At 67.1% G+C, this 12,527-nt stretch carries 15 protein-coding genes; 10 read left to right on the forward strand and 5 right to left on the reverse strand.

Features of this window, described 5'->3' with window-relative positions:
• Positions 1 to 59: 59 nt before the first annotated feature.
• Together ACW18B_RS13080 and ACW18B_RS13085 are read right to left on the reverse strand one after the other, a co-directional pair.
• A complete protein-coding gene (locus ACW18B_RS13080) occupies positions 60 to 1,187 on the reverse strand; it encodes a helix-turn-helix domain-containing protein (RefSeq protein WP_492047477.1) in 1,128 nt (375 codons plus the stop codon).
• 68 nt (positions 1,188 to 1,255) lie between these two features.
• Positions 1,256 to 1,789, reverse strand: coding sequence for a peroxiredoxin (locus ACW18B_RS13085; RefSeq protein ID WP_492047478.1), 534 nt, complete (start codon positions 1,787 to 1,789; stop codon positions 1,256 to 1,258).
• Positions 1,790 to 1,939: 150 nt separating this feature from the next.
• Here ACW18B_RS13085 and ACW18B_RS13090 point away from each other — a divergent pair, with 150 nt between their 5' ends.
• The 10 genes from ACW18B_RS13090 to ACW18B_RS13135 all read left to right on the forward strand — a co-directional run bounded on the left by ACW18B_RS13090 (position 1,940) and on the right by ACW18B_RS13135 (position 9,275).
• Entirely contained in the window at positions 1,940 to 2,419 is a 480-nt protein-coding gene (locus tag ACW18B_RS13090; RefSeq protein WP_492047479.1) for a group II truncated hemoglobin, read from the forward strand.
• Between the two features lie 75 nt (positions 2,420 to 2,494).
• The gene (fabD, locus tag ACW18B_RS13095) at positions 2,495 to 3,439 is read left to right on the forward strand and encodes an ACP S-malonyltransferase (RefSeq protein ID WP_492047480.1); all 945 of its coding nucleotides are present in this window, start codon (positions 2,495 to 2,497) and stop codon (positions 3,437 to 3,439) included.
• Between the two features lie 25 nt (positions 3,440 to 3,464).
• The gene (gene fabG / locus ACW18B_RS13100; protein ID WP_492047481.1) at positions 3,465 to 4,205 is read left to right on the forward strand and encodes a 3-oxoacyl-[acyl-carrier-protein] reductase; all 741 of its coding nucleotides are present in this window, start codon (positions 3,465 to 3,467) and stop codon (positions 4,203 to 4,205) included.
• A gap of 185 nt (positions 4,206 to 4,390) precedes the next feature.
• A complete protein-coding gene (locus ACW18B_RS13105; RefSeq protein ID WP_007672577.1) occupies positions 4,391 to 4,630 on the forward strand; it encodes an acyl carrier protein in 240 nt (79 codons plus the stop codon).
• A gap of 167 nt (positions 4,631 to 4,797) precedes the next feature.
• Entirely contained in the window at positions 4,798 to 6,078 is a 1,281-nt protein-coding gene (fabF, locus tag ACW18B_RS13110; RefSeq protein WP_492047482.1) for a beta-ketoacyl-ACP synthase II, read from the forward strand.
• Positions 6,075 to 7,166, forward strand: coding sequence for an endolytic transglycosylase MltG (mltG, locus tag ACW18B_RS13115; RefSeq protein WP_492047483.1), 1,092 nt, complete (start codon positions 6,075 to 6,077; stop codon positions 7,164 to 7,166). The genes fabF and mltG overlap by 4 nt, the downstream gene beginning before the upstream one ends.
• Before the next feature lies 1 nt (position 7,167).
• Positions 7,168 to 8,049: a YicC/YloC family endoribonuclease gene (locus ACW18B_RS13120; protein ID WP_492047484.1), complete on the forward strand. Its 882-nt coding sequence runs from the start codon at positions 7,168 to 7,170 to the stop codon at positions 8,047 to 8,049.
• Positions 8,042 to 8,683 carry a guanylate kinase gene (gmk, locus tag ACW18B_RS13125; RefSeq protein WP_492047485.1) on the forward strand — a complete coding sequence of 214 codons (642 nt, stop codon included), beginning with the start codon at positions 8,042 to 8,044 and terminating at the stop codon, positions 8,681 to 8,683. The genes ACW18B_RS13120 and gmk overlap by 8 nt, the downstream gene beginning before the upstream one ends.
• 41 nt (positions 8,684 to 8,724) lie before the next feature.
• Positions 8,725 to 9,000 carry a hypothetical protein gene (locus ACW18B_RS13130; RefSeq protein ID WP_492047486.1) on the forward strand — a complete coding sequence of 92 codons (276 nt, stop codon included), beginning with the start codon at positions 8,725 to 8,727 and terminating at the stop codon, positions 8,998 to 9,000.
• On the forward strand, positions 8,997 to 9,275 hold the full coding sequence (locus tag ACW18B_RS13135; protein ID WP_492047487.1) for a type II toxin-antitoxin system RelE/ParE family toxin: 279 nt from the start codon (positions 8,997 to 8,999) through the stop codon (positions 9,273 to 9,275). Before ACW18B_RS13130 ends, ACW18B_RS13135 begins: the two co-directional genes overlap by 4 nt.
• Here the strand turns inward: ACW18B_RS13135 and rsmA are convergent, their stop codons facing one another.
• The 3 genes from rsmA to ACW18B_RS13150 are packed head-to-tail and all read right to left on the reverse strand — an operon-like array spanning position 9,276 to position 12,465.
• Positions 9,276 to 10,100 carry a 16S rRNA (adenine(1518)-N(6)/adenine(1519)-N(6))-dimethyltransferase RsmA gene (gene rsmA, locus ACW18B_RS13140; protein ID WP_492047488.1) on the reverse strand — a complete coding sequence of 275 codons (825 nt, stop codon included), beginning with the start codon at positions 10,098 to 10,100 and terminating at the stop codon, positions 9,276 to 9,278.
• A 23-nt stretch (positions 10,101 to 10,123) separates the two neighbouring features.
• Positions 10,124 to 11,125, reverse strand: coding sequence for a 4-hydroxythreonine-4-phosphate dehydrogenase PdxA (pdxA, locus tag ACW18B_RS13145; RefSeq protein WP_492047489.1), 1,002 nt, complete (start codon positions 11,123 to 11,125; stop codon positions 10,124 to 10,126).
• A complete protein-coding gene (locus tag ACW18B_RS13150) occupies positions 11,122 to 12,465 on the reverse strand; it encodes a peptidylprolyl isomerase (protein ID WP_492047490.1) in 1,344 nt (447 codons plus the stop codon). Before ACW18B_RS13150 ends, pdxA begins: the two co-directional genes overlap by 4 nt.
• Positions 12,466 to 12,527: the final 62 nt, after the last annotated feature.

Consider the following 12,527-nt stretch of genomic DNA (forward strand, 5'->3'; position numbering starts at 1 on the left):
AGAGGATGAACGACATCAGGGAAGCGGCGTAGGCTCAGCCTGTCGCGCCGTTCTCGAAATCAGGCGCGTTTGTCGGGTTTCGACGCGGCTTGCGCGGTTTCGACCAGTCGCAGATGCGGCAGGGCCGGCGTCGCCTCTTGACGCCAGGTGGTCGGTGGAACGCCGACGGCGGCCCGGAAGGCGCGGTTGAAGGGGCCCAGGGAGCCAAAGCCCAATTCATAGGCGATGGTCGAGACCGACTTCAGGGCCTGTTCCGGATCGGCAAGCGCGACCCTAGCCGCCTCGATCCTCCGGCCATTGACGTAGTCGGCGAAGTTGCGATGGCCCAGCACGCCGTTGATCAGCCTGCGCAGCCTGTGCTCTGGCGCGCCGACCAGGGCGGCCAGCGCGCCGATGGACAGATCCTCGCCCCGCCAGACTTCGGTTTCGGTCATCGCCGTTTCCAGGCGCGCCAGAACGAGGCGGTCGGCGGGTGTCAGATCAAGCGTTTCGGCCGGCTTGGGTGCTGGCGTCGCATCGGATGCGACGGCTGCCTGCACGAGCAGGGGTTCGGCTCGCAGCAGCGCCAGGGCCGACCCTATCCCCAGAGCGGCGAGAGACAGGGCCTGGACCATGCTGGGCAGCACCGGACCCTGTCCGAAGCCGAAGTCGCACAGGTTCTGGATGAACATGTAGCCCGTCGCCGCAGCGGCGAGGGGCGCGCGAAGACGACGGCGACGCTCCACCAGATCGATGCGCCAGCCCCGCCAGGCGGTCAGCAGGATGTGGCAATGGATGCCCACCGAGAAGGCGGCGAACAGCCACCATGCGGCTGCGCGCGCGGGAGACGCAGGCAAAAGCGCGCCTGCCGCCCAAAGGGCCAGGACGGCCCCGGGAACGGAGAGCCGCCACAGCGGGATCGAGGGTTCATCCTCGAAAAGCACCGAGCAGAATAGCCAGAATACGCCGGCCGCCGAGGCTGACAGGGCCCAGGTCAAAAGGTCGTAGTGTCGGCGTTCGGTGTAGTAGAAATGGCCGTCGACGACGTGGGCGATCGCGCAGGCCATCAGCAAGACTCCGACCCAGCGGGTAGGGGTCATCCTACGGCTGGCGCCGAGGGCGACGGCTGTGGCGGCGAAGGCGCCGACGGCGACGCCCCGGACCCCGATTTCGAGGGCCGCGAACGGAATCTGGGCGGGATCGGTCATGCCCGATCCTCTCCTCTGGGCCTCGCGGCGTTCAAGCCGCGAGGCTGGTCGAAACCGGAAAGTGCTGGCTACTTCTTGGCCTTGTAGGCCTTCACCGCGTCCATGGTCTTGGTGACGTGGCCGGCGAAATTGCCATCGGTGTAGGCCATCAGGATCTTGCTGTCGGGCGCGATCACGTAGGACGTGCGGTTGGACCAGCCGCCCGGCATGGGCAGGGACACGTCATAGCTCTTGATCAGTCCGGCCGGCGCGGCGGCCACCGCGAACTTGTCGCGGCAGTGTTCCTTGGAGAAGTCCTTGATGCGGTCGACATTGCCGGCGGTGACGCCGATCACGGTCGCGCCCAGCTTTTCGAACTCCGGCGTGGCTTCGGCGAACTCATGCGCCTCGGCGGTGCAGCCCGAGGTGTAGGCGGCCGGGAAGAAATACAGCACCACCGGCCCCTTTTTCAGGGCCTTGGACAGGGTGAAGCTGAAGTCGGCGCCGGCCAGGGCGGCGGGGGCGGTGAAATCAGGAGCCTTGTCGCCAGGCTTGAGGGCTGCGAGGGCGGGTGTGGCGGCGAGTACGGCGATGGCGGCGAGGCCGGCGGTCAGGCGAGTCATGAGAAACTCCAATCGATGACTATCGGCGTAGCTACGCCCACGGTCTGGCAGTGGATGCGAAATAGCCCCCGTTGAATAACCCCATTCTCCGAGCTTCCAAACTGTCTCTCGCGCCCTTACCTGCGAAGGAGGGGCAGTGGAGGGGCGATCATGGACGAAAACAGCAAGACGATACCGACCCTGTCGGCCTGGGCCGGCGGGCCCGCCGCGATGGAGGCCCTGTTCGAGGCCTTCTACGCCAAGGTTCCGCAGCACCCCATCCTGGCGCCGGTGTTCGCCGGTATGGACCCTCGCCACGCCCGGCATGTGGCCGCTTTCGTGGCGGAGGTGTTTGGCGGACCCAAGACCTATACCGAGGGCGGCGGCAGCCACAGCGCCATGATCCGCAAGCATATGGGCCGGCATTTAACCGAGATCCAAAGGCGGGCCTGGGTGAACCTGATGGTCGATACGGCCGATGAGGTGGGTCTGGCCAGCGATCCGGAGTTCCGCGCCGCCTTCGTGGGCTATCTGGAGTGGGGCACGCGGCTGGCGGTGATCAACTCAGCCGAGGGCGTGAACGAGCCTCAGGGCGACCCGCCGATGCCGGTCTGGGGCTGGGGTCCGCCGGGCGGTCCGTGGTTGGGTTGAGCGGCCTGACTTGCCGCCTTGGCTGCGATGTCCTAACCCTCCGCCCCTGATTTTCACTAGACGGAGCGGGCTTTCATGAGCATCGCCTTCATTTTTCCCGGCCAGGGCAGCCAGTCGGTCGGTATGGGCGCGGACCTCGCGCAGGCCTTCGCCAGCGCCCGAGAGGTCTTTCAGGAAGTCGATGACGCCCTGGGCCAGAAACTGTTCGCCCTGATGCGCGAAGGGCCCGAGAGCGACCTGACCCTGACCGAGAACGCCCAGCCGGCCCTGATGGCGGTCAGTCTGGCCGTGTCGCGGGTGCTGGAAAAAGAGTTCGGGATCGGCATCGAGCGCGCCGCCTTTGTGGCCGGCCACAGCCTGGGCGAATATTCGGCCCTCGCCGCCGCCGGCGCGATCACCCTGGCTGACACCGCCCGCTTGCTGAAGCTGCGCGGCCAGGCCATGCAGCGCGCCGTGCCGGTGGGCGAGGGGGCCATGGCTTCGCTGATCGGACCCAAGACCGATCTGGCCCTGGCCGAGGCCGCCGCCGCCGCCGGCGCCGAGGTCGGCGTCTGCGTGGTGGCCAATGACAACAACAACGGCAATGTGGTGATCTCCGGCGACAAGGCCGCGGTCGACAAGGCCATCGAGAAGGCCAAGGAGCTGGGCGCGCGCGCCATCCTGCTGAACGTCTCCGCGCCCTTCCACTGCCCGCTGATGCAGCCGGCCGCTGACGAAATGGCCGAAGCCCTGGCCGCGGCCACCATCGTGTCGCCGCGCGCGCCGCTGGTGGCCAACATCACCGCCGGTCCCGTGCACGACCCGGACGTCATCCGGGGCCTGCTGGTCGAGCAGGTCACCGGCCGTGTGCGTTGGCGCGAGAGCATGATCTGGCTGGCCGGCGAGGGCGGCGTCACCCGCTTCGCCGAAGCCGGCGCAGGCAAGGTGCTGTCGGGCATGGCCAAGCGCATCGCCCCGGACGCCGAGGCCACGCCGCTGAACAGCCCGGCCGACCTCGAAGCTTTCGCAAAATCTCTCTGAAAATCCCTCCGAACGGAGAACCATCATGTTTGATCTCACCGGCAAGACCGCTCTTGTCACCGGCGCCACGGGCGGCATCGGCGGCGCCATCGCCAAGGCGCTGCATGCGCAAGGCGCCCATGTCGTGCTCTCGGGCACCCGCGAATCGGCCCTGGCCGAGTTGAAGGCCCAGTTCGGCGAGCGCGTTTCGACCGTGGCGGCCAATCTTTCGGACGCCGAGGCCGTCGACGGCCTGGTCGCCAAGGCCGAGGAAGCCGCAGGCGCGCCGCTCGATATCGTCATCGCCAATGCCGGCATCACCCGCGACGGCCTGATCGTGCGGATGAAGGATGAAGACTGGGACACGGTCATCAAGGTCAACCTTGAAGGCTATTTCCGCCTGGCCCGCGCGGCCGCCAAGGGCATGATGAAGCGCCGCGCCGGCCGCATCATCGGCATCACCTCGGTGGTGGGCGTCACCGGCAATGCCGGCCAGACCAATTACGCGGCCTCCAAGGCCGGAATGATCGGGTTTTCCAAGGCCTTGGCCCAGGAGCTGGCCAGCCGCAACGTCACGGTCAACTGCGTGGCGCCGGGCTTCATCGCCAGCCCGATGACCGACGCCCTGACCGACGCCCAAAAGGCCGGGATCCTGACGGGCATTCCAGCAGGCCGACTGGGCGAGGGCGGCGATATCGCCGCCGCCTGCGTCTATCTCGCCAGCAATGAGGGCGCCTACGTCACCGGTCAGACCTTGCACGTCAACGGCGGCATGGCCATGATCTGACGCGCCTTTGCAAAGCCTCACAACCTTTCCATTCGGAAAGGCGGGGCGGGCGTTTCTTCTGCGGGCGACTCGCTAGTCACCCGAAAAGGAACGTGATAGGCGGATGCCGACAATTCCCGTGCGTGGTAAAGGCCTAGGCCAAACCGTTCGTGGGCAACAGAATTCATAACGAGGGACTAAACAGAATGTCCGACATTCTCGAGCGCGTGCGTAAGATCGTCATCGAGCATCTGGATGCCGATCCCGAGAAGGTCACCGAGAAGGCCAGCTTCATCGATGACCTGGGCGCTGACAGCCTCGACAATGTCGAGCTGGTCATGGCGTTCGAAGAAGAGTTCGACATCGAAATTCCCGACGACGCCGCTGAGCATATCCAGACGGTCGGCGACGCCGTGAAGTTCATCACGGAAAAGACCGGAGCCTAAGGGCCCCGTTCGCGCTTTGCGAACACGTCTTCAACCGCCGCGCAGCACGGGCTCTTGCCTTCGTGCGCGCGGCGGTTTTCGTATGAGGCCGAGAGTCGCGGCCGGGGGGGCATCGGATTCGTCCGCAAAACCCCTATGTATCGCGGTGCGAAGGTTGGGAGTGATCCATGCGTAGAGTTGTTGTCACCGGGCTGGGCCTGCTGACCCCGTTGGGCCAGGGCGTCGACGTGTCCTGGAAGAACATCCTGGCCGGCAAGTCCGGCGCCAACAGGATCTCGGCTTTCGATCCGACCGACTATGCCTGCAAGGTGGCCTGCGAGGTTCCGCGCGTCGATGGACGCGGCGGCGGCGGGCCCGATGTGGAAGGGGCCTTCAACCCCGACCTGACCATGAGCCCGCGCGACCAGAAGCGCGTCGACAACTTCATTCTCTACGGCATCGCCGCCGCCGACGAAGCGGTGAAGGATTCGGGCTGGGTCCCGGAGACCGAGGATGACAAGTGCCGTACCGGCGTGATCATGGGATCGGGCATCGGCGGGCTTTCCACGATCGCTGACACCGCCCTTGAGCTTGAGGCCCGGGGGCCGCGCAAGGTCAGCCCGTTCTTCATCTCGTCGGCCCTGATCAATCTGATCTCGGGTCAGGTCTCGATCCGCTACGGCTTCAAGGGCCCCAACCACTCGGTGGTGACGGCCTGCGCCACGGGCGCCCACGCCATTGGCGACGCCGCCCGCATGATCAAGTACGGCGACGCCGATGTAATGGTGGCCGGCGGCGCGGAAGCCGCCGTGTGCAAGGTCGGCATCGCCGGCTTCATCGCCTGCCGCGCGGTCTCGACCGACTGGAACGACACCCCCGAAAAGGCCTCGCGCCCCTATGACAAGGACCGCGACGGCTTCGTGATGGGCGAGGGCGCCGGCGCCCTGGTGCTGGAAGAGTACGAGCACGCCAAGGCCCGCGGCGCCAAGATCTATGCCGAAGTGGTCGGCTACGGCCTCTCGGGCGACGCCTATCACATCACCGCTCCGGCCGAGGACGGCGACGGCGGCTTCCGCGCCCTGTCGGCGGCCGTCAAGGACGCCGGTCTGCAGCCTTCGGACATCGATTATATCAACGCTCACGGCACCTCGACCATGGCCGACGGCATCGAGGCCAAGGCCGTCGAGCGCTTCCTGGGCAATCACGCCGCGAATGTCGTGATGTCGTCGACCAAGTCGATGACCGGCCACCTGCTGGGCGCGGCCGGCGCCATCGAGGCCATCTTCTCGATCCTGGCCATCCGCGACCAGATCGCGCCGCCGACCATCAATCTCGACAATCCCGACGTCGAGGTCGCCATGAACCTGGCGCCCAACAAGGCCGTGCCGATGAAGATCGACGTGGCCGCCTCCAACAGCTTCGGCTTTGGCGGCACCAACGCGTCAGTCGTGTTCCGTAAAATCTCGTGAGCCGAAAACCCGCCTCTCCCAAACGTTCGGCGGGTCGCAAACGCGAGTCGGCGTCCGCAGGACGTCGGCTGATCGCCTCAATCGTCTCGGCTTTCACCACGCTGGCGGCGATCGCCGCCGTGCTGATCGTCGGGGCGATGTGGCTCTATCAGGGTCCGGGACCGGCGGCGAAGTCGGGCGAGGTCACCACGGTGGTGCTGCGCAAGGGCGCCAGCCTGCCGGAAATCGCCTCCACCCTGGAGCGCGGCGGCGTGATCCGGTCGTCCTCGATCCTGATGACCGCCGCCAAGCTCAGCGGTGCGGCGCGCACGCTGAAGGCCGGCGAATATGAGTTCAAGTCGCGCGCCTCGATGGCCCAGATCCTGGACGCCATCCGTCGCGGCCGCATCGTTCGCCACCAGGTGACCATTCCCGAGGGCGTCACCTCCGACATGGCCGTCGACATCCTGATGCGCTCCAAGGTGCTGACCGGCGTGGTTCCCACCCCGCCGGAAGGCTCGATCCTGCCTGAAACCTATCAGGTCGAGCGCGGCGAGGACCGCTCCGCCGTCCTGCAACGGATGATGGACGACCGCGACCAGGTGGTCGACGAGCTTTGGTCTCATCGCCAGAAGGGCCTGCCGTTCACGACCAAGGACGAAGCCGTGACCCTGGCCTCGATCGTCGAGAAGGAAACCGGTCTGGCGTCGGAGCGTCCGCGCGTCGCGGCTGTCTTCGTCAACCGCCTGCGCACCGGCATGCGGCTGGGCTCGGACCCGACCATCATCTATGGCCTGACCCGGGGCCGGCCGTTGGGACGCGGCATCCTGCTGTCGGAACTGCAGCGCCAGACGCCCTACAACACCTATCTGATCGACGGCCTGCCGCCGACCCCGATCGCCAATCCCGGCCGCGCCGCCATCGCCGCCGTGCTCGATCCGCCCAATACCAATGAACTGTATTTCGTCGCCGACGGGACCGGCGGCCACGTGTTCTCAAAAACCTATGCCGAACATGAGGCCAATGTCGCCAAGTGGCGGCAGGTGGAGCGCAGCCGTGCCGGCAAGGCTCCGCCCAAGCCTGCCGTCACCCCGCTGAGCGGAGGCTGAGGTGGCGCTGTCGGGCATGACCGGCTTCGCACGTGTCGAGGGCGCCAGCGGGGCCTGGTCCTGGGCCGTGGAGGCGCGCAGCGTCAACGGCCGTAATCTCGAAACCCGCTTTCGGGGCCCGCCGGGCTTCGAGGGGTTGGACCGGGTGGCCCGCGACGGCGCCCAGGCCCGCTTCCAGCGCGGCCAGCTGACGGTCAACATCCAGGGCAAGCGCGCCGAGGCCGCCGGCCAGACCCAGGTCAGCGTCGAGACCCTGGAGCGCTATCTGAAGGCCGGCGCGCCCTATGTCGCCACCTGCATGGTCGCCAAGCCGTCGTTGGACGGCCTGCTGGCCCTGCGCGGCGTCATCGAGGTGCGCGAAGAGGACGACGACGCCGAGACCCGCGCCGCCGTCGAAGCCGCCATGACCGCTTCTATCCATCAGGCGCTGGACGCCCTGAAGGTGGCGCGGCAGGAGGAGGGCGCGGCCTTGTCGCCGGTGCTGGGCGGCCAGGTCGACACGATCGAGCGCCTGACGGCCCAGGCGGGCGTCGAGGCCGCCGGCCAGCCCGCCGTGCTCAAGGATCGCTTCACCCGCCGCATGGCCGAACTGCTGACCGAGACGGTCTCGGACGAGCGCATCGTGCAGGAGGCCGCCGCCCTGGCCGTGAAGGCCGATGTGCGCGAGGAACTCGACCGCCTGGCCAGCCATGTGGACGCCGCCCGCGTCCTGTTGACCGGTGAGGTCGCCGCCGGCCGCCGCCTGGACTTTCTGTCCCAGGAGTTCATGCGCGAAGCCAATACCCTCTGTTCGAAATCGGCCCTGGCCAGCCTGACCAAGCTCGGTCTGGAACTGAAGGTCACCATCGAGCAGTTTCGCGAACAGGTTCAGAACGTTGAATAAGCCCGATCACAAAACGCGCGGTCTTTTGCTGATGGTCGTCGCGCCGTCGGGCGTCGGCAAGACCTCTCTGACCCGCCGTCTGGTCGCCGACCATAACGACCTGCACCTGTCGATCAGCGCCACCACCCGCGAGCCGCGCCCGGGCGAACATGACGGTCGCGACTATCACTTCGTCAGCCGCGCCCAGTTCGACGAGATGGTGGCCAAGGACGAGTTCCTGGAGTGGGCCGAGGTCTATGGCAACTTCTATGGCAGCCCCAAGCCGCCGATCATGGCGGCCCTGGAGCGCGGCGAGAGCGCGCTGTTCGACATCGATTTCCAGGGCGCGATGAAGGTCCACGCCCAGACCGGCCCCGACAGCGTGCTGGTCTATATCCTGCCGCCGTCCCTGGCCGAGATGAGCCGTCGCCTGCACGCGCGCAGCCAGGACAGCGAAGAGGTCATCCACCGTCGTCTGGCCCGCGCCAAGGACGAGGTCGCCGCCTGGGAGCAGTTCGACTACGTCATCCTCAATGACGACTTCGACAAGGCCTATGCCGACCTGGCCCACATCTATCACGCGGAACGCCAGAAGCGGGCGCGCAACCCGTGGATCGGGGATCTGGTCAGTGACCTGCTGAAGGAAGAGATCTAGGCGGGATTGACGAAACGGGCCATTCGCCGGATTCTCGGAGCATGGCTGACGGCGCGATCACTCTGACCCTTGATGAGGCCTTGATCGAGAAACTCGATCGACGCGCTGCTGCTGCAGGCTTGAGCCAGCAAGAGTTTGCGCTGCAAGCCCTGGAACGCTCGCTGTTCGACTACGATGATTACACGTGGATCGGAGGTGATCCTCGCGATTGGCGCAGTGATCCGCCCGAGGGCGAGGGTCCTGACGGGCGGCCGTGGGAGGAGGTCAAACGCGATCTTCGCGCCAAACTCGAAGCGCGCCTCGCCGCCAAGGCATGAAACTGATCGTTGAGGCTCGCGCCGAGCGTGATCTCAGCGACTTGGTCGATTGGCTGGTGGAGCGGTCGGCCCCTGCTGCGGAGCGCGCCTTGGAGCTATTCTTCTCGCGGGTCGACAGATTGGTCGATTTTCCCGCGAGCGCACCTGAGGTGGAAAACGGCAAGCGCGAATTGTTCGTCGAGTTCGGGCGCGATGGTTTTGTGGTGCTGTATCGTATCGATCAGGAGACGATCTTCGTCGAAAGAGTCTATCACGGCTTGCAGAAACGCCGCTGATCAACCCGCCAGCGTCGCCCGCGCCAGCGCCAGAAACCCCTCGATCGGGACGTTCTCGGCGCGGATGTCCGGGCTGATCCCGGCCTTCTCGCACAGGTCGCCGCCGCCCAGCGCCTTGAGGCTGGAGCGCAGCATCTTGCGACGCTGGCCGAAGGCGGCGGCGGTGACGCGCTCCAGGGCGGCCAGTTCGGCGGCCGGCGGGATCACGGCGCGCGGGATCAGGCGCACCACGGCCGAATTGACCTTGGGGGGCGGGGTGAAGGCCCGGGCCGGCAGGTCCATGACCACCTTGGTCTCGCAGACCGTCTGGGAGATCACGGCCAGGCGGCCATAGGCGTCGTCATTGACCTGGGCGGCGATACGCTCGGCCACTTCTTTCTGGAACATCAGGGTCATCGACAGCGGCCGGAAGGGACCGGTCAGCCAGTTGATCAGGAGCTGGGTGCCGACATTGTAGGGCAGGTTGGCCACCACATGGGCCGGGACCCCGCCGATAGCCTTCGACGCGTCGACCTTGAGGGCGTCGCCTGACACCACCTCAAGGCGCTGCTCGGCCGCTTCGGCGAGCTCGGCCAGGATCGGCGTGAAGCGGCTGTCCATCTCGATGGCCACCACCCGCGCGCCGGTTTCCAGCAGGGCGCGGGTTAGACCGCCCGGTCCGGGGCCGACCTCGACCACCACGTCGTCCGGACCGATCCCCGCCAGGCGCGCGATCTTGCGGGTGATGTTGAGATCCAGCAGGAAGTGCTGACCAAAGCTCTTGCGGGCCAGTAGGTCGTGACGCTCCAGGGCGTCGCGCAGCGGCGGCATGTCGGCCAGGCTCATGGTGTCCAGGGTCTCTAAAAAAGTCAGGCCGCGCGGCGGGCGGCGATCTGGGCCGCCAGCCGGATGGCGGCGATCAGGCTATCGGCTCGGGCCAGGCCGCGTCCAGCGATGTCGAAGCCGGTGCCGTGGTCGGGCGAGGTGCGGACGATCGGCAGGCCCAGAGTGACGTTCACCCCACCCCAGAAGTCGAGCATCTTGACTGGGATCAGGGCCTGGTCGTGATACATGCACAAGACCGCGTCAAAGCGGGCCCTAGCCTCGGCGTGGAACAGGGTGTCGGCGGGCGAGGGCCCCTGGGCCTCGACGCCCAGGTCGCGCAGGGCGCGGACGGCCGGCGCAATGATCTCGATCTCTTCTCGACCCAGGGCCCCGCCTTCGCCGGCGTGCGGATTGAGGGCGGCGACCGCCAGACGCGGCGCGCGGATGCCGAAGTCCTGCTTGAGGGCCTGGGCGGTGACCCTGCCGGCATTGACGATGGCCTCGATCGACAGATCGCCGGGAACGTCCTTCAGGGCCCGGTGGATGGTCACCAGGGTGGCGCGCAGATTGCCGGCCGCCAGCATCATCACCGGCCCGCGCGCGCCGTCGAGATGGGCGGCGTCGGTCAGTTCGGCCAGGAACTCGGTGTGGCCGGGAAACTTGAACCCGGCGTCATACAGCGGCGCCTTGGCGATCGGCGCTGTGACCAGTCCCGACACGACGCCCGACAGGGCCAGGCCCGCGCCGGTTTCGATGCAGCGAATGATCTGGGCGGCGTGGGCGCTGGAGGGCTGGCCCGAAATCACCGGCGACAGCAGGGGGATATCCAGCACGGGCAGGGCGGTGGGGAAGATATCCAGCGCCTCGGCCGGTCCGGTGACGGTCTTGACCCTTATGCCCGATCCCGCCGAAGCCAGGGACCGCGCATCGCCCACAGCCATGAACGGCGGCCCTTCCCAGCGAAGAGCCGTCCAGGCCTTGGCGATGATCTCGGCCCCGACGCCGGCAGGATCGCCGGCGCTGAGGGCCAGGGGCTTGGATGTCACCGGGTTTCTATGGTCGCCGAGTTACGCAGGTCGCGCAGATAGCGCTTGGAGATCAGGGCCAGTTGCTGACCCCGGAGGCGGTTCTCGATCTGGTCGTGGGTCGGCGCATTGCCGCCCGACTGGCGCTTGCCGCAAACCGCGATCAGGTGAAGCCCGGCGTCGGTGCGGATAGGATCCGACACCTGACCGATCTCGAGGGCCGACGCCGCAGCCTGGAAGGCCGGGGCCAGATCGGTGATCTCGGCCTCGCCAAGGTCGCCGGCGACCAGGCCGTCGACCTTTTCGGCGGTGGCTTCGAGGCTCTCGCAGCTGGTGATCTTGGGCTTCAGGGCCAGCAGGGCGGCGTTGGCGACCTCGACCTGGCTGGGCGTGGCGTCGGCGGCCAGCGGATAGGCCACCTGCTTCAGGTCGACCAGGGCGGTCTTGGCCCCGGCGCGCTTGTTGCGCAGATAGATGATGTAGACGCCGTCCTTGACCGGGATGGGGCGCGAAAGCTGGCCCGGACGCAGTTCCTCAAGCGCCGCATCGACCTCTGCCGGCATTTCGCCAGGGCTGATCCAGCCCGCGTCGCCGCCATTGGCCGCCGTGGCTGCGGAAGAGAACTGACGCGCGACGGCCGGGAAAGGCGCGCCCTGCTGCATCTGGGCGACCAACTGGGTCGCGCCGTTGACGGCCGTCTCCATGCCGCCGACGCGTGCGGCGTCGATGAACACTTCGCTGACCTCGTACTGCGGCTTGCTGGCCGACTCGGCCAGGCGGCGCTGGAAGGCCTTGATCTGGTCTTCGCCAACCCGAAGGCGCGAACCGTAGCGACCGCTAATCCAGTTTTGCCAGCTGCTGTCGATACGGATCTGGGAGCGGAAGGTCTCGGGGCCGACGCCCTGTGACGCCAGCTGGGCGAGCAGTTGGGCGCCGGTCATATTGGCGTTGTTGCTGCGGGCGATGTCGTCGATCTGCTCGTCGACTTCCTTTTCGGTCGAGATGATCGTGATCTTCTGGGCCTTCTCGACCCGATGAAGTTCCTGCAGTTGAACGCGCTCGTCGATCAGCGAGCGAAGCGCCTCCTGCTCCAGCTGGGGCAGATTTTCCGCCGTCGGCTGTACGCCCGAGCTGATCATCAACAGGCGCATGCGCTGCATCAGGTCGTAGCTGGAAACGATATCGTCATTGACCATGGCCGCGACGCTTTCCGACAGCGGGGCGGGCGGCGCGGCGGGCGCGGGCGCGACCTCGGCAGGCGCAGGCGCCTCGGCGGCGTCCTGCGCCCAGGCGGACGGGCCAAAGCTGGCGACGGCCAAGGCGATGATGGACGCGGCTCCAGCCGCTGCAAAAGTCTTCACGCTACGCGCAGGCCGCATGGGTAGTGTCGTTCCTTTAGTGCGGACATGCCGACCAAGCGCGC

It is taken from the genome of Caulobacter sp. FV2ps19 (assembly GCF_058681035.1).